We start from the raw sequence: 15,937 nt of genomic DNA, 5'->3' as shown, positions 1-15,937 counted from the left end.
CGGTTCGTAGGGTTCGCGCCATGCGCTTCGCACCTTCCCTGCTCAGAGAGATCGGCAGCTCGCACCGTTTCCTCAAGGCGCCGGCACACGACGGCCCCGCAGCCCAACGCGAACCGGCGGTGGTCCAACGGGTCTCGGAGATGCTCGCCGCGATCGAACGCGACGGCATGGACGCCGTGCTGCGCTACGCCCGCGAGCTCGACGGCTGGACCGACACCGAGGTGGAGCTCGACGCCTCCGCCATCAAGCGCAGCGGTGATCAGCTCACCCGCGCCCACCGCGAGGCGCTGGAACTCGGCGCTGAGCGGACCAGCGCCTTCGCCCGCGCTCAGCGCGCCCACCTGAAGGACTTCGAGACCGAGCTCGCCCCCGGCCTGGTCACCGGGCACCAGTACGTGCCGGTGCAGCGGGTCGGGGCCTACCTGCCCGCCGGGCGCTTCCCACTGACCGCGGGCGCGTTCATGACCGTCGGGGTGCCCAAGATCGCCGGGGTGGAGACGGTGCTGGCCTGCCTGCCGCCGGGCCGCGACGGCACACCGGACCCCGCGGTGCTGTACTCCGCGCACCTCTCCGGCGCCGACCGGGTGTACGTGCTCGGCGGCGTGCAGGCGCTTGCCGCGATGGCGTTCGGACTGCTCGGCGAACGTCCGGTGGACGTGCTGGTCGGTGCGGGCAACGCCTTCGTCGCCGAGGCGAAGCGGCAGCTGTTCGGCACCGTCGGCATCGACCTGCTCGCCGGGCCGTCCGAGGTGGCGGTGCTCGCCGACGAGACCGCCGACCCGGAACTGGTGGCCGCGGACCTGCTCGGCCAGGCCGAGCACGGGGTGAACTCCCCGGCTGCACTGGTCACCACCTCGGAAGCGCTCGGCAACGCCGTGATCGTCGAGGTGGAGCGCCAGCTCGAAACCCTGTCGACCAAGGAGATCGCCGGTCCTGCATGGCGCGACCACGGCTCGGTGACCTGGGCCGCGGACGCCGAGACCGCCGTCGCGCTGATGGACGACCTCGCCCCCGAACACCTCGAAGTGATCACCGCCGACGACGACCACTACCACCGGGCGCTGCACAACTACGGCTCGATCTTCCTCGGACCGTGGAGCACGGTGGCGTACTCCGACAAGGGCATGGCGGGCACCAATCACGTGCTGCCGACGGCGGGCGGCGCCAAGCACGGCGCGGGACTCTCGGTGTCACGGTTCCTGAAGCCGCTGACCTACCAGCGGGTCGCCGAGCAGGCTACGCCGCTGCTGGCCGACGCCGTGGACGTGATCTCCGAGTACGAGCAGATGGCCGCGCACCGGGCCACCGCCACGATCCGCACCGACCGTTACCAGAAGGGAAAGCGCTAGATGAGCGGCAACTCCGACGAGCCGAACCTGGGGGCCGCCGCGGTGGCCTCCTCGCCGCGGGAGCCCCACCGCGGGGCGCCTGAGGGCACCATGCACCCGCCCGCCCGGACGATGCCGACCGACCACAGCATCCGCGTGGACTCCGGACACGGCGCTGACGAACCGCTGCGCGTGCCGGGCGAGCGCAGGCAGGCGATGCGCGGTTTCGAGGACACCTACACCGACATCGTCGACTACATCGTGCGGATCACCCACCGCATCTGGGAGGACCAGGACGTCGGCTACATCTACGACACCTACAGCCCCGGGTGCCGGTTGCACGGCGACAACGGCTACTCCTACGGCGTGGAGCAGCTCGTCGACGGCACCATGCAGTCGATCAACGCCTTCCCGGACTGCCGGCACTACGCCGACGACGTGATCTGGGCGGGCGACGAGGACCAGGGCTTCGTCACCTCGCACCGGGCGATCAACATCGGCCACCACACCGGGCCGTGGCGCTGGGGCCCGCCGACCGGGCGCAAGCTCGACACGTGGGTGATGGCGAACTGCGTGGTGCGGGAGAACGAGATCTACGAGGAGTGGGTCCTCTACAACACCGCGGCTAAGTTGCACCAGCTCGGCATCAACGTCGTCGAAGCGGCCCGCACCTACGGCAACGAGGGCGGAATCGCACCGCTGACCGCGCGCCAGTTCAGCGAGCCGCAACGGCTCGTCGGCGGGCGCAAGCCGGAGCCGCTGCCGCTGCCGAACGGGGCGTTCGACGTGGAGCAGACGGTGCGGGCGCTGTTCCACAACGTCTACAACCGCCGGGACCTGAGCATTTTCGACCGGGTGTACGCGGACGCGGTGCGCTGGCACGGCACGACGAACCGCACCGGGCGCAACCGCTCCGACGTGCGCGGCATGGCGCGGTCGCTGCTGGCCACGTTCCCGGACCTGGGCGTCGCCGTGGACGAGGTGTACTGGATGGGCAACGAAGCCGACGGCTTCAGCGTCTCGGTCCGCTGGTCGGGCGCCGGTACGCACCGCGGCTACGGCCTCTACGGCGCACCGACCGGACGTCGGGCGCACCTGTGGGGCATGTCCCAGCTGTATTTCTCCGGTGGGCGCATCGTGGAGGAGTGGTCGCTGTTCAACGAGTTCGACGTGCTCGCCCAGCTGCTGGCCGACGAGCCGCCGGCGCTGCTGGGGTGAGTCCGGTGGCAGGACACCCGAAGCCCACCCCGCCGGGCGGCGTGCGGGTGCGGTCGTGACCCGGGTGCTGTGCGCCCAGCTGGCACCGCGCGTGGCCGATCTGCCGTACAACCGCGAGTTGTCGGTGGCGGCCGTGCGCGATGCCGCCGCACGCGGTGCCGAGGTGATCGTGCTGCCGGAACTCGTCACCTCCGGGTACCGGCTGAGCTCGGTGGCGGAGGCCGAGTCGGTGGCGTTGGCCCCAGATGACCCGCTGTTCGCGGAATGGGGGCGTGCCGCCCCGGATTCCGTCGTGGTGAGCGGCTTCTGCGAGCTCGGCTCCGGCGGGCTGATCCACAACAGCGCGGCGGTGCTGGATCGCGGGGAGCTCGTCGCGGTCTACCGCAAGACCCACCTGTGGGACGAGGAGAAGCTGCTGTTCGCCCCTGGCTCGACGGCGCCGCCGGTGCTGGACACGAGTCGCGGTCGGGTCGGCGTGCTGATCTGCTACGACCTCGAATTCCCGGAACTGACCCGGAAACTGGCCCTCGACGGCACGGAGCTGCTGGCGGTGCCGACGAACTGGCCGTTGATCCCGCGCCCCGCCGGGGAACGCTCCCCCGAAGTCGTCATCGCGATGGCCGCGGCGCGGGTGAACCACGTCGCCATCGCCTGCTGCGACCGCGCCGGAACCGAACGCGGCACCCACTGGACGGAGGGCACCGCCCTCATCGACCAGGAAGGCCGGGTGCGAGCCGAGACGGACGCGTCGGGCACCGCCTCCGCAGACCTGGACCTGCGCGCCTCCCGGAACAAGCGGCTCACCCAGCACGCCGACTTGTTCGCCGACCGCCGCCCGGAGCTGTACGGTCCCCACTGACGAAAGAGGTGAGTGCCTCATCCGCCCGATCAGATCGGGTTGATGAGGCACTCACCTCACGTTTCGGGCGGTTCCCCGATGAGGATCAGAGGGAGCGGAAGGTGTTCAGCAGGATGTGCGCGAGGTTGTAGACCACGAAGTCCGCGTCGCTGGCGGCGCCCGCCTCGGCGCTGGAGACGATGCTCATCACCGCCACCTTCGCCTCCCTGGCCTGCCGGTGCACCTCGCCCATCGCTCGGTGTACCGCCGCGTCTCCGGGCGGCACCCCGAGCGACACGGCGAGGTCGGCCGGTCCGACCCACACCGCGTCGATCCCGTCCACCGCGACGATCCTCGCGGTGTTGTCCACCCCGAGCGCGGTCTCCACCATCGCCACCACCAGCACGTCCTCGGCGCTGCGCAGGTGCTCCGCCGCGGTGACCGCGCCGTAGCGACCGGCCCTGCTGTACGTCGCGAACCCGCGTTCCCCGCGTGGTGGGTAGTACGCCGCGCGCACCACCTCCTCGGCCTCCCGCGCGGACTCCACGTGCGGGACGACGATGCCCTCGGCGCCGAGGTCGAGCACCCGAAGCACCTGGTTCGGATCCGCGCGCCCCACCCGCACCAGCACCGGAATGCCGTGCGCCTGCGCGAGCGCGATGTGCTGCTGCAGCGCGATCAGGTCGTCCGGTCCGTGCTCGCAGTCGACGAGCACGTAGTCCAGCTCGGCGATCCCGGACAGCTCCATCAGAATCTCGGCGGGCAGGCGCAGGATGCCCCCGCGCAGCCGAGCGCCCGCGCGCAGCTTCGACTTCAGCTTCATCGGGCCACCATCCCCGCGGAGAGATCGATGTCGGCGGCGCACAGCCCCGGCATTCGCAACATCGCCACCAGCGCGGCGGCCACTTCGTCCTCGGTGACCATCCGGTCCAGCGCGGCGCGCGAGACGAACTCCGCCTCCGCTTGCTCGACCGTGGTCCCGGTCCGCTCGGCCTCCAACCGGAAGTTGCGCGCCATCCGCGGCCCGTCGACCGGCCCGGGCGACAGCGAGTTGACCGCGACGCCGAGCGGGCCGACCTCGGCCGCCAAGGTAGTGGTCAGCCCGAGCACCGCCATCTTCGACGCACAGTACGGGGTGCGCCGGGCCAGCGGGCGCTTCCCCGAGACCGAGGCGACGTTGACCACGTCCCCTGCGCCGCGCGCGGTCATCGCAGGCAGGAAGGCGCGGCACATCAGGTACGTGCCGCGCACGTTGGCGGCGAACACCTCGTCCCACTCCCCCGGCTCTATCTCGGTCAGCGGTGCGACCGGACCGGCGATCCCGGCGTTGTTGACCAGGATCGAGACCTGCTCCCCGCCGAGCTGTCCGGCGAGCGCCGCTACCGAATCCGGGTCGGAGACGTCGCAGGTCACCGCCAGGCCGTCACCCGGGAGCCCGGCCACTGTCTCGTCCAATGGCGCCCGGGTTCTGCCGACGGCGATAACCCGGGCGCCGTCGGCCGACAAAGTCCGGCACATCGCCTGCCCGAGCCCGTTTCCGCCGCCGGAGACCAGCGCGGTGCGTCCGGCGAGCTGCGGTTCAGGCGGGGGCATGGCCGGTCCATTCCAAGGTCGCGTCGCCGTACTTCGCGGCGCGCACGTCGCCGGACCGGGCGTGCCCCTCGAACAGCTCGACCCGCGCCGCTCGACCGCACACCTCGCCGAGGACCGCGCTCGCCGCCGGGTCGGTCACCTCCTGGTAGGTCACCGTCTTCAGGTACTTCCCGACCCAGAGCCCGCCGGTGTATCGCGCGGCGCCCTTGGTGGGCAGCACGTGGTTGGTGCCGATGACCTTGTCGCCGTAGGACACGCAGGTGCCCTCGCCGAGGAACAGCGCGCCGTAGTTGCGCATCCGGTCCAGCGCGCGCCGCGGCTGCTCGGTCAGCACCTCGACGTGCTCGCTGGCGTAGGTGTCGGCCAACGCGAACGCCTCATCCACCGAGTCGACCACCACGACCTCGCCGTGATCGCGCCAGGCGGGACCGGCGAAGTCGGCGGTCGGCATGCCGGGCAGCAGCTTATCGACGTGGTCGATCACCTTCGCGGCCAGAGTCCGCGAGGTGGTGATCAGCACCGCGGGGGAGTCCGGGCCGTGCTCGGCCTGCGAGAGCAGGTCCACCGCCACCACGAACGGGTCGGCGTGGTCGTCGGCGATAACCAGGATCTCGGTCGGTCCGGCGAAGAGGTCGATGCCTACCTCGCCGAACAGCTGCCGCTTCGCCTCGGCGAGGTAGGCGTTGCCCGGCCCGGCCAGCAGGTCCACCGAACCCATCGACTCGGTACCGGTGGCCATGGCGGCCACCGCCTGCACGCCGCCGAGCAGGTGGATCTCGTCCGCCCCCGCCAGGTGCATCGCGGCGACCGTCACCGCCGGGATCTCCCCGCGGATCGGCGGGGTGGCCGCGGCGACCCGCGGCACGCCGGCGACCTTGGCGGTCACGATCGTCATGTGCGCCGAGGCGGTCAGCGGGTAGCGCCCGCCGGGCACGTACGCACCCACCGCGTCGATCGGGACGTGCCGGTGTCCCAAGCGGACCCCGGGAAGCGTCTCGACCTCGACGTCGCGCAGCGATTCCCGCTGGTGCTCGGCGAAAGCGCGCACTTGGGCCTGCACGAACCGGATGTCGTCGAGCGCCTGCTCGGGCACGGTCGCGACGATCCGCTCGATCTCGTCCGGGGTGAGCCGGAACGACTCGGGGCTCCAACCGTCGAATCGTTCTGAGTACTCGTGCACCGCCGCGTCGCCGCGGGTCCGGATGTCTTCGATGATCGTGCGGACGCGGTCGCGCAAGGCGGAGTCATCGGTGTCGGTCGGCTTCGGTACCGGTCGGTTCAACTCTTCGGGCAACGTCGTCGTTCTCCTCGTTCGTGGGGGGAGTACACCGGCGGATGAGCCGGTTGAGCAGTTCGGCGGTTCTCTCGGGAGCTTCGAGGGGGAGCAGATGTCCCGCGTCGGGCACCAGCTGCAGTTCGGCATCGGGCAACCGTCCGGCCATCTCGCGGTGGAACTCGGGTGGGCACAAGGCGTCCTCGGCCCCGCAGGCCACCAGGGAGGGGACGGTGATCGAGGGCAGAACGTCGCGGGCGTCGGCCCGGGTGCCCTGCGCGGCGAGCTGGTCGCGGAACCACCGCGGGCCGATCCGCTCGGCCATCCCGCGGAAGACCCGTGCCAGGTCCGGCGAGGGCTGGGGCCGGGAGTACATGGTCGGCAGGATCTCCTCGACGACCGCTGCGAACTCCCCCGCCTCCGTCCGACGGGCCACCCGCGACCATCCCTGGTGCTGCTCGGCCCGCGGCGCTGCGGCGTTCGTGGCCAGCGCGGCGAAACCGGCCAGCCGCTCCGGTGCCAGCCGCGCCACCTCGAACCCGACGATCGCCCCGAGGCTGAGCCCGACGAGCACGATCGGACCGTCCACACCGGACAGAACATGCTCGGCCATACCGGTGATGCTCGGGGATCTCAGCACCGCGTGCACCACCGGCAGGTCCAACTCGGACTCGACGTGAGCCCACAGCCCGGCATCGCAGAGCATGCCCGGCAGCAACACCACCGTCTCAGCCACGGGAGCGCGGCACCAGCGCGTAGGGCGCCACGTAGCCGTTGTGGTCGATCGAGAACCCGGCGTCGGCGGCGGCCTTGACGACCTCCTCGTCCCAATCGACTCGCACCCGCCCGTCCCCGGAGTTGATCACCACGAGCTTGCCGGTGTTCTCTCCGACGTTGCGGATGCTGCGCCACGCGCCCGGCGGAACCGAGAGCATGTCCCACTCGCCGAGCTCCACCGTGACCGGCTCGTGGTCGTTGAGGGTCACCTCCCAGCACCCGTCCTTGACCATGAGCACCTGCTTCTCCTCGACTCGGTGCCCGAGCATCCCGGCGCCCGGCTCGGCGCGCAGCCAGGCGATGTTGTGCCCGTGCGGGTTGTAGATCCGCGGCTCCTGGTCGAGGTTCTCGGTCATGCCGAACCCGACCACCAGCGCCAGTTCCGCGCCGCCACCGGTGACCAACGAGTCCAGGAACGGCGTCGAGCACCACTCCAGGTCGTCCTGGGTCACCACGCGCCGCCGCATCTTCTCGGCGGAGAACGACCGCAACCGCGCGATGTCGGAGCTCGCCATCGGGCGCACCAACTCGACATCCTCCGGCGGTTCATCTCTGGCGACGGTGTCGATGACCCGGCCGTCCTCGGTCAGGTGCAGCCCGTACCCGGCGGCGTCCCGCAGCACGGTGGGGCCCCAGATGATGCCGCCGGTGTTGTCGTGGCCTAGTGAGGTGAAAAGCCAGCCGTCGTCCGGGCCGATGTTGGTGAAGCCGCGGAAGATCCAGGTCGGGATCGACGCGATGTCGCCCTCCCGCAGCACGAGCTCGCCCTCATCCCCGTCTGCACCCCAGCGCAGCAGGTACTCCCCGCGGAAGCACAGGAACACCTCGGCGGTGAAGTGCAGGTGCAGGTTGTTGGTGACGCCGTGCGGCATCGCGGCCGCGCCGATGTTGTAGCCGTGCGGCTCTCGGAGGTTGATGACCTGCTTGGAGTTCTGCGACACCCCCGGCCCGATCATCGCGTAGTTCTCCTTGCGCTCCGATCCCGGCGTGCGGCAGTCGATGAACGCCTGGTCGCACGACACGAAATCGCTTCGCCGGATGGTCCTGCGCGCGACCTCCTCTTCATTGACCCGTACCGGTCCGTGCTGCATTCGTACACCTCCGCATTAATGACTACGTATGCATTACAGCACCGCCCGTCACGGTGGTCAATGACTCTCCTAGGCGGAATCGACACTGGATCCGTCCAGATCTCCCGGTGGGGTCCCGATTAGAATGCGTATACTGGGAGGTCGAATGTCGATCACGAGTCATGATGTCGCCAGGTTCGCCGGGGTGTCCCAGGCGACGGTTTCGCGCGCCCTGCGCGGGGACCCGCGGGTGTCGGCGACGACGCAGGAGCGCGTCCGCCACGCTGCGGACGCGCTCAACTACGTGCCGAGCGAGGCGGGCCGCAGCCTGTCCACACACACCACGCGCCGGATCGGCGTACTGGTCAGCGACCTGGCCAACCCGTTCTACCCGTACCTGGTCGGTCCGTTGCACGACGAGTTGGAGCAGCGCGGCTACCGGATGATGCTGCTGACCGAGCGCTCCGACGCCGCCCTGGCCACCGAGCGGCTGCTCGACCACTCCATCGACGGCGCGGTGCTGACGACGGCCACGAGCGGTTCCGGGCTGCCGGAAGCGCTGCGGCGCAAGCAGGTTCCGTTCGTGTTCCTCAACCGCGTCGACGGGCGCGAGGGCGCCGACGCTGCCGTGGTCGACAACGAGCGCGGCGGCCGGATCGCCGCCGACGAGCTCGCCGAACTCGGGCACCGCAAGATCGCCTTGCTGGGAGGTTCGTCCGACACCAGCTCCGGACGCGATCGTGAGCAGGGCTTCGTGGCCGGGCTCGCCGACGCAGGCATCGTGCTGCCCGCGACCAGGATCCGGCGCGGACCCTACGACTTCGACACCGGCTACCAGGGGCTCACCGAGCTCTTGGACGCCGACCCCGAGCTGACCGCCGTGTTCTGCGGCAACGACGTCGTGGCCATCGGCGCATACAACGCGGCGCTGCGCGAAGGCCTGCGCATCCCCGACGACCTGACGCTGGTGGGTTTCGACGACCTGCCGATGGCCTCGTGGGAAGCATTCTCGCTCACCACGATCCGCTACGACCTCCCGGAGATGGCCCGGACCGCGGCCCGGCTGCTGGTCGAACGGTTCTCCGGCGAGGCGCCCGAATCCGCTCGGCAGGTGGCCTTCGCCCCGGAACTGGTGCTCCGCGGCACCCATGCGCCGCCCCGCTCGCGCCGGGCGTGGCGGGTGTAACTCCGGACGCGCGGTGGTGGCGCAGGTGGTCCCCGCGCCACCACCGTCTCGCGGCAGAAGTCGAGCTACTCGGCGAACTTGTCCGCGCCGAGGTCACTGCGGTACGTCTCCTTCATGAACACCGTGATCACGACCAGCGCCAGCACCGCTGCCGCGGCGAGGTAGGCCCAGACGGCGTAGATCGTGTCGAACCGGTTCACCAGCAGTGCGGCGATGAACGGCGTGACGCCCATGAAGATGGAGAATGAGCTGTTGTAGGCGATGGCGCTCGCGCTGAACCGGGTGCGGGTCGCGAACAGCTCCGCCGAGCACGTCGTCACGATCCCGGTGAGGAAGAACTCCGGGATGATGTAGACCAGCTGGCTGCACACTGCGGAGGTGAAGCTGCCCTGCTCGCCGATGGCGAACGCCAGCGGGACGAGCGCGATGCAGGCAACCGCCCCGCTGATCAGCATCGGCTTGCGGCCGATCCGGTCCGAGAGCTTGCCCGCCAGCGGCAGCAGCGGCATCAGCACCGCCACCGAGATCAGGTTCGACAACAGCGCCTGCGACCGGGTCAGCCCGAGTTCGCTGGTCAGGTACTCCGGGTAGTAGGTGACCCAGGTGTAGGACAGGATCGCCAGCATGATCGAGGCGCCGCAGAACACCAGGATCGGACGCCACTGCTCGCGCACCGCCTCGCGGACGGGCGCCTTGACGATCTTCGTGCCACCTTCGGTCTCGCGCATGAATTCCGGGGTCTCCTCGATGCGGCTGCGCAGCCACAGCCCCACCAGCGACAGCGGCAGCACCGCGAGGAACGGGATCCGCCAACCCCAGGATTCCAGTTGCGGCTGCTCGAACACGGTGCTCACCAGCGCCGCGACACCCGCGCCGCAGAGGATGCCGAGGAAGCAGCTGTTCGAGGCGTAGGAGGTGTAGTAGGCGCGCTGGTTCGGCTTCGCCCACTCCACGATGAACGCGACCGCGCCCACGTACTCCCCGCCGGAGATCATCCCTTGGAACGTCCGGATCACCACGAGCAGCAGCGGCGCCAAGAAGCCGACCTGTTGGTATGTCGGCAGGGCTCCGATCAGCGCCGTGGAGAGGCCCATCATGATGATGGTCCACAGCAGGGCTTTCTTGCGGCCGACCCGGTCGCCCCAGCGGCCGACGAGCGTGCCCCCGAGGGGGCGGAACACGCAGGCCACGGCCAAGACGGCGTACGTGCTCAGCACCGCCGCCGCGCTGTTGCCGCCCGGAAAGAACGAGGAGGCCAGCATCGGCGCCATGTAGCCGTAGAGCCCGTAGTCGAACTGCTCGACGAAGTTCCCGACACCGCCGGCGTAGACCGCTCTGCGGATCTTCTTCTTTGTCGCCTGCTCCGGTTCCGCCGCAGCGGTGGGAGCGGGTGCTCCCGGCATTCCGATGGACATGAACATCTCCAGTGGTCGCGACCCCGGTGTACGTCTATGCATACGTATGAAGGTCGTCGGAGGCTAGCTTCCGACCCCCAGGGCGTCAAGAAGCACGCGGTGCGGGCAGGGCGTCGCGCAGCGCCGCACGTTCGCGGCGGAAGGCAGCGTGGGCCGTTGCGTCCAACCCGGGCGGACCGGATCCGGCGCCGCCCCGCCCGGGGGTGGACGCCCCTGCCGCGCGGACCGTCCACGCACCGCTCAGCCGTGCATGTCGAGGATGGCGTAGCCGAATCCGGGCACCGTGAGCACCTCACTGTCCACCTGCACGCCGCTGTCCTCGACGGGCCGGGCTCCCGCGAGGCGGTCGTCGGGCACGGTGACCGTCGCGGGCTCGCGCCGCGGATTGGCAGTGACCAGGAACCGACCGCCGCGCAGGTAGGTCAGCGGGTAGTCGTCGGAGAACACCCGCACGTCGGCCTGCGTACCGAGTTCCGGATGCTGCTTGCGCAGCGCCAGCAGCCGCCGCACGAAGTGCAGCAGCGACCCGGGATCGCGCCGCTGCTGCTCGACGTTCGGCCGATTCGGGTCCGGGTCGATCGGGATGTAGAGCTCATCGGAGGGAGCGCTGGAGAACCCGGCGTTCGGGCCGTCGTTCCATTGCATCGGCGTGCGGTTGCGCTGGCGCCCGGCACTGCCCTCGACCTCGGGAAGCCCCTTGACCATGCGCATGCCGATCTCCTCGCCGTAGTACAGCGCGGGCACGGTCGGCCAGGTCAGCAGGAACGCGAATGCGACCGGGAGTTCCTCCGGGGTGCGGACGCCGTCGTTGAGCCGGTTCGCGCTGTCGTGGTTGGCCGTCGGGAGCATGATGCGGCCGCGCCCGATTTTCTCCGTCGCCTCCGTCCACGCGTCGATGAAGATCTTCGCGGTACCAGTGCCCTCGGCGCCGAAGTACGGGTTCTCGCGCCACAGCGACTTCCAGGGCGCCCCGTCTCCCGGCCCGTTGACCGGCAGGTAGAAGTCGGCATCGAAACCGGCGGGCACCGAGGTCTCGGGATCGCCCCATTCGGAGATGAGCACGGCGTCGGGGTAATGGCGAGCGACCCACTGCCGAATTTCGCCCCACAGCCTGCCGGTCTCGAGCCAGCCCGGGTCATCCTTGATGAGCGTGGCCGCGAGGTCGCAGCGGAACCCGGCGATGCCCAAGCGCAGCCAGTGGTCCATAACCGGGAGGATCGCCTCGCGGTTGCGCCGCGGTCCTTCCGCGTCGACCGGCTGGCGCCACGGCTCGGCCGGGTTCATCCGCGCGTAGCCGTAGTTGATCGCCGGCTGGGTGTCGTAGTAGTTCTTGCGGAACGCGCCGGGGCGCGGGCCGGGAGAGACGACGAACTCCTCAGGCAGCGTGCCGTCGTCGGGCAGCTGGTCCGGGGTGGCCCAGATGTAGCGGTCGTCGGTGTCGTCCTGCAGCGAGCCGAGGAACCAGGGGTGCTGGTCGGAGGTGTGGCCCGCGACGAGGTCGAACAGCACCCGCATGCCGCGCCGGCGCGCCTCTTCGACCAGTAGCGCCACGTCCTGCTCGTCGCCGTAGCGCGGGTGCACCCCGGTGTAGTCGGCAATGTCGTACCCGGCGTCGGTGAGCGGCGACGGGAACACCGGGTTGACCCAGATCGCGCCGACGCCGAGCCATTGCAGGTGGTTGAGGTGCTCGATGATGCCATGCAGGTCGCCGATCCCGGTGGCGTCGGTATCGGCGAAGCTCTGCGGGTAGAGCTGGTAGAGGACGGTGTCGGCCAGCCAGGAGTGCGTGCCCGCCGCCGCGGACGCGCCCGATGCGCTCAGCGCGGAGGGCGCGAACGCCGCTCCCGTGAGCGCCACACCGGTGCCGAGCATGAACGATCGCCTGCTAAACGCCATGAATACATCCCTCGCACTTGACTACGTATGCAAGTGCGTCAATGTACTCATCGGGCGGCCGCAGCGGAATGCGTTCGTCGCATTCCGCCGTTCCCATGGCATCTTGAGCTCGCCCAGGAGAGTGTTGACCCCGTACGCCGCCGCAGAGATCACGAGAACGATCCCGGCCTGAAAACTCAAAGACTCGATCGACCCGCCCGAGAAGGTGTGCGTGCCGATCGCCGGCCGCTCGCCTGCTGACCGGAGGACCCCGGTTCGGAGATCTTCGGGAAGCGCGCCCAAGTTTTCGAATTCCTTGGCATGCCCGCGCTTGGCTCCGATCTTGGCCTGGACAGTGCCGCCGACGGTGCCGACCAATAACCCGACCGTCGCGGAGGTGAAGGCCAGCGACTGCGCTTCAGGCCGCCACCTTCGCCGAACACCGTGCCCATCGCCGCCGAGCCGAACCCGCCCGCCCATCCGGCGAACAGCGGCAGTCCGAACCCGTCGTGCGTGCCGAACAGCGGACCGAGCACCAGCAGTCCAACCAGGACGCCGACCGCGACCTCGGCCGCGTAGCGCTCGCGCGGACGCTCCTCACCTGCCGACCATCAGGGTTCGCTGGTCACCGGCCAGTGCGGGGCTTCCAACCGGCTCTCGGCCACAGGGGTTCCTGCCCTGTTGGCGGGCGAGCGCAGGAAGGGCGCTGCGCCCGCTCGGGCAGGGCGTCGGCCATCCGGGGCTCAGCGGGCGAGCAGCGCGCGGACGCTGTCGGAGAAGTCGTGCAGGTGCGCCTGGGCACCTGCGCGTGCGGCTTCGGCGTCTCCCCGCACGATGGCAGCGACCACTCCTGCCTGGTCGCACCGGGTAGTCGGCTGGTGGGCGACCTGCCGGAGGCCGTAGTGCCAGATCCGCATGGCGAGAGTGGCGTATTGGTTCAGGTTCGTCTCGAGGAACGGGTTGTGGGCGGCCGCGTAGATCGCGCGGTGGATCGCGGCGTCCACCTCGATGTACGAAGTGGAGCCGTGATCCGCTGACGGGTGGGAGTTCGCCAGATCCGCCAGGTGGGACAGTTTCTCCCTCTCGGTGGGGGTGGCCCGTGTCGCCGCCAGGGCCGCGGCCAGTCCCTCGAGTTCTTCGCGGATCTCGGTCAGCCAGACCTCGTCGCTGACCGAGATCTCGGCGGCGAAGGTTCCCCGGCGCGGGTAGGTCACCACGAGCCGCTCGAGCGTGAGCCGTTTGATCGCGTCGCGCACCGGTGTGAGGCCGAGCTCCAGCGACGCGCTCAGGCGTTTTTCATCGAGAGGCTCCCCCGGTTCGATCCGCAGCGTGACGAGATCGTCGCGTAGCTGCTCGTAGGCGCGGTCGACCATCCGCACCGGCCGGTCGATGCCCTCCGGGCGCGCCGGACGGGAGGAGGCTGCGGTGGCGGTGTTGTTGTCTTCGAAGTGTTGACCCACGCGGACAGGGTACCTATTCTTCATACTGAAATTTTAACACAACTTCAGTTGGGGTTTGTTCTTCCAACGAGAGCTTTGAGGAGGCGTCATGGCTGCGCACGGTGTCAGCGTGGCGGGCAATCCCCGCGGACCGGAGCCGGTCAACGAGCTACCGCGGGACTACGCACCCGGGTCGTCCGAGGCCGTCCGGCTGCTCAAGGAGGTCGACCGGGTCCGTAGCCAGGTGCGCGACCTGCCGAACGTGATCGCAGGCGAGCGCCACGAGCTGGGCAAGACCGCCGACGTGATCGCGCCGCACGACCACTCCCTGCACCTCGGCCGGATCCCTCTCGTCCGCGAGGAGCAGGTCAACGCCGCGATCGACGCTGCGCTGGCCGCTCGGCACGACTGGTCGCGAACCGCATGGTGGGACCGGGCAGCGGTCTTCCAGCGCGCAGCCGAGCTGGTCAACGGCAAGTACCGCGACGAGCTCCTGGCCACGACGATGCTCGGCCAGTCCAAGACCTTCCACCAGGCCGAGATCGACGTCAACGAGCTGGTGGACTTCCTTCGGTACAACGTCCACCTGGCCTCGCAGATCTACCAGAACCAGCCGTTCTCGGTGACCGGCGTCCGCAACACGATGGACCACCGCCCCCTCGAGGGCTTCGTCCTCGCGCTCACCCCGTTCAACTTCACCGCGATCGCCGGCAACCTGCCCGCCACTCCCGCACTGATGGGCAACGTGGTGGTCTGGAAGCCCTCGGAGAAGTCCGCGCTGAGCAGCGAGGTCGTCATGCGGGTCTTCGAGGAGGCCGGCCTCCCGCCAGGCGTCATCAACCTCGTCCACGGCGACGGCGGCCTGGTCACCGCGACCGCCCAAGCGAACGAGGACCTCGCCGGCATCAGCTTCACCGGTTCCACCACGGTGTTCCGCAACATCTGGCGCAGCACTGCCCAGAACATCCACAACTACCGCAGCTACCCGCGGCTGGTCGGCGAGACCGGCGGCAAGAACGCAGTCGTGGCGCACCCCAGCGCCGACCCGCAGGCGCTCCTGGTCGCCCTGGTACGCGGTGCGTTCGAGTACCAGGGCCAGAAGTGCACGGCTGCCGGCCGCACCTACATCCCGCGCAGCCTGTGGAGGGAGTTGGAGGCCCCGCTGCTGGAGACCACCGCCAGCCTGCAAGTCGGCGACATCCTCGACCACAAGACCTTCGTCGGCGCGGTCATCGACCGCAACGCGGTCGACCGCCTGCAAAACGCCATCGACCGGGCCAACGCCGACCCCGGGCACCAGATCCTGGCAGGTGGTACCACATCGACCGAGCGCGGCTCGTTCGTTGACCCGACAATCGTCCGCACGGACGACCCGACGGCGTTCAGCATGTCGGAGGAGATGTTCGGACCGTTCCTGAGCGTCTACGTTTACGACGACGCCGAGTGGGACCGGACCCTCGACCTGGTCGACAGCACCAGCCAGTACGGGCTGAGCTGCTCGGTGTTCGCCAACGACCGCACCGCGATCACCACCGCGCTGGACCGGCTCCGCGACACCGCCGGGATGACCTACATCAACGACAAGCCCACCGGCGCCATGATGGGCCAGCAAACCTTCGGCGGCGGCCGCGGGTCGGGCACCAACGACAAGACCGGCTCGACGCTCGCCCTGCAGCGCTGGGTCAGCGGCCGGTTCATCAAGGAGAACATGGCCCCCGATCAGGACTGGACCTACCCGTACATGGGGTGAGGCCAAGAGGCACCGACATGGGACTCGAGGAGATTTCTGTCCTGTGTGGGGTCACGCCACCGTGCTGGTCGACGATACGACCCGTCGGCCCCTCCCCGGTGACGTCGGCTGGCGTCACCGGGGAGGGGTGCGTCTCAACGACGGCCTCAACCCAGCCGAGTTCATCGTGATCCGG

The 15,937-nt window shown here is 69.7% G+C and carries 14 protein-coding genes; 5 read left to right on the top strand and 9 right to left on the bottom strand.

What is annotated here, in order from left to right:
• The first annotated feature begins 20 nt into the window (after positions 1 to 20).
• Genes hisD (ACYVAN_RS12045) through ACYVAN_RS12035 form a run of 3 tightly spaced genes read left to right on the top strand, consistent with a single transcriptional unit; the run spans position 21 to position 3,405 of the window.
• The gene (gene hisD / locus ACYVAN_RS12045) at positions 21 to 1,349 is read left to right on the top strand and encodes a histidinol dehydrogenase (RefSeq protein ID WP_460958851.1); all 1,329 of its coding nucleotides are present in this window, start codon (positions 21 to 23) and stop codon (positions 1,347 to 1,349) included.
• On the top strand, positions 1,350 to 2,546 hold the full coding sequence (locus tag ACYVAN_RS12040; RefSeq protein ID WP_460958849.1) for an ester cyclase: 1,197 nt from the start codon (positions 1,350 to 1,352) through the stop codon (positions 2,544 to 2,546).
• 55 nt (positions 2,547 to 2,601) lie between these two features.
• Positions 2,602 to 3,405, top strand: coding sequence for a nitrilase-related carbon-nitrogen hydrolase (locus ACYVAN_RS12035; protein WP_460958847.1), 804 nt, complete (start codon positions 2,602 to 2,604; stop codon positions 3,403 to 3,405).
• Positions 3,406 to 3,490: 85 nt separating this feature from the next.
• Here ACYVAN_RS12035 and ACYVAN_RS12030 read toward each other — a convergent pair whose 3' ends face one another.
• From ACYVAN_RS12030 to ACYVAN_RS12010, 5 genes are read right to left on the bottom strand one after another with little or no spacing between them, the layout of a single operon-like run.
• On the bottom strand, positions 3,491 to 4,207 hold the full coding sequence (locus ACYVAN_RS12030; protein WP_460958845.1) for an HpcH/HpaI aldolase family protein: 717 nt from the start codon (positions 4,205 to 4,207) through the stop codon (positions 3,491 to 3,493).
• On the bottom strand, positions 4,204 to 4,977 hold the full coding sequence (locus ACYVAN_RS12025) for an SDR family NAD(P)-dependent oxidoreductase (protein WP_460958843.1): 774 nt from the start codon (positions 4,975 to 4,977) through the stop codon (positions 4,204 to 4,206). Before ACYVAN_RS12025 ends, ACYVAN_RS12030 begins: the two co-directional genes overlap by 4 nt.
• Positions 4,964 to 6,271, bottom strand: a complete 1,308-nt coding sequence (gene hisD, locus ACYVAN_RS12020) for a histidinol dehydrogenase (protein WP_460958841.1) — start codon at positions 6,269 to 6,271, stop codon at positions 4,964 to 4,966. Before hisD (ACYVAN_RS12020) ends, ACYVAN_RS12025 begins: the two co-directional genes overlap by 14 nt.
• Positions 6,222 to 6,986 carry an alpha/beta fold hydrolase gene (locus ACYVAN_RS12015; protein ID WP_460958839.1) on the bottom strand — a complete coding sequence of 255 codons (765 nt, stop codon included), beginning with the start codon at positions 6,984 to 6,986 and terminating at the stop codon, positions 6,222 to 6,224. Before ACYVAN_RS12015 ends, hisD (ACYVAN_RS12020) begins: the two co-directional genes overlap by 50 nt.
• Positions 6,979 to 8,118, bottom strand: a complete 1,140-nt coding sequence (locus tag ACYVAN_RS12010) for a cupin domain-containing protein (protein ID WP_460958837.1) — start codon at positions 8,116 to 8,118, stop codon at positions 6,979 to 6,981. Before ACYVAN_RS12010 ends, ACYVAN_RS12015 begins: the two co-directional genes overlap by 8 nt.
• 145 nt (positions 8,119 to 8,263) lie before the next feature.
• On the opposite strand from ACYVAN_RS12010, the gene ACYVAN_RS12005 reads away from it, so the two are divergent.
• Positions 8,264 to 9,283, top strand: a complete 1,020-nt coding sequence (locus tag ACYVAN_RS12005; protein ID WP_460958835.1) for a LacI family DNA-binding transcriptional regulator — start codon at positions 8,264 to 8,266, stop codon at positions 9,281 to 9,283.
• Positions 9,284 to 9,348: 65 nt separating this feature from the next.
• Here the strand turns inward: ACYVAN_RS12005 and ACYVAN_RS12000 are convergent, their stop codons facing one another.
• The 4 genes from ACYVAN_RS12000 to ACYVAN_RS11985 form a co-directional block, all read right to left on the bottom strand.
• Positions 9,349 to 10,698 carry an MFS transporter gene (locus ACYVAN_RS12000; protein ID WP_460958833.1) on the bottom strand — a complete coding sequence of 450 codons (1,350 nt, stop codon included), beginning with the start codon at positions 10,696 to 10,698 and terminating at the stop codon, positions 9,349 to 9,351.
• A 240-nt stretch (positions 10,699 to 10,938) separates the two neighbouring features.
• Positions 10,939 to 12,594, bottom strand: a complete 1,656-nt coding sequence (locus ACYVAN_RS11995; RefSeq protein ID WP_460958831.1) for an alpha-amylase family glycosyl hydrolase — start codon at positions 12,592 to 12,594, stop codon at positions 10,939 to 10,941.
• 21 nt (positions 12,595 to 12,615) lie between these two features.
• Entirely contained in the window at positions 12,616 to 12,951 is a 336-nt protein-coding gene (locus ACYVAN_RS11990; protein ID WP_460958829.1) for a hypothetical protein, read from the bottom strand.
• 365 nt (positions 12,952 to 13,316) lie between these two features.
• Positions 13,317 to 14,033: a GntR family transcriptional regulator gene (locus ACYVAN_RS11985; RefSeq protein WP_460958827.1), complete on the bottom strand. Its 717-nt coding sequence runs from the start codon at positions 14,031 to 14,033 to the stop codon at positions 13,317 to 13,319.
• 88 nt (positions 14,034 to 14,121) lie between these two features.
• On the opposite strand from ACYVAN_RS11985, the gene pruA reads away from it, so the two are divergent.
• A complete protein-coding gene (gene pruA / locus ACYVAN_RS11980) occupies positions 14,122 to 15,762 on the top strand; it encodes an L-glutamate gamma-semialdehyde dehydrogenase (RefSeq protein WP_460958825.1) in 1,641 nt (546 codons plus the stop codon).
• The last annotated feature ends 175 nt before the right edge of the window (positions 15,763 to 15,937 follow it).

Source organism: Parasphingorhabdus pacifica (genome assembly GCF_054779195.1).
The sequence above is the reverse complement of the archived record's forward strand: the minus strand, read 5'-3'. Positions and strand labels throughout refer to the sequence as shown.

Bases quoted from the DNA above. Each gene is read 5' to 3' on its own strand.
- pruA (WP_460958825.1), top strand. From the start codon at position 14,122: ATGGCTGCGCACGGTGTCAGCGTGGCGGGCAATCCCCGCGGACCGGAG.
- hisD (WP_460958851.1), top strand. From the start codon at position 21: ATGCGCTTCGCACCTTCCCTGCTCAGAGAGATCGGCAGCTCGCACCGT.
- ACYVAN_RS11995 (WP_460958831.1), bottom strand. From the start codon at position 12,594: ATGGCGTTTAGCAGGCGATCGTTCATGCTCGGCACCGGTGTGGCGCTC.
- ACYVAN_RS12025 (WP_460958843.1), bottom strand. From the start codon at position 4,977: ATGCCCCCGCCTGAACCGCAGCTCGCCGGACGCACCGCGCTGGTCTCC.
- ACYVAN_RS12005 (WP_460958835.1), top strand. From the start codon at position 8,264: ATGTCGATCACGAGTCATGATGTCGCCAGGTTCGCCGGGGTGTCCCAG.
- ACYVAN_RS12000 (WP_460958833.1), bottom strand. From the start codon at position 10,698: ATGTCCATCGGAATGCCGGGAGCACCCGCTCCCACCGCTGCGGCGGAA.
- ACYVAN_RS12010 (WP_460958837.1), bottom strand. From the start codon at position 8,118: ATGCAGCACGGACCGGTACGGGTCAATGAAGAGGAGGTCGCGCGCAGG.
- ACYVAN_RS12040 (WP_460958849.1), top strand. From the start codon at position 1,350: ATGAGCGGCAACTCCGACGAGCCGAACCTGGGGGCCGCCGCGGTGGCC.
- ACYVAN_RS12030 (WP_460958845.1), bottom strand. From the start codon at position 4,207: ATGAAGCTGAAGTCGAAGCTGCGCGCGGGCGCTCGGCTGCGCGGGGGC.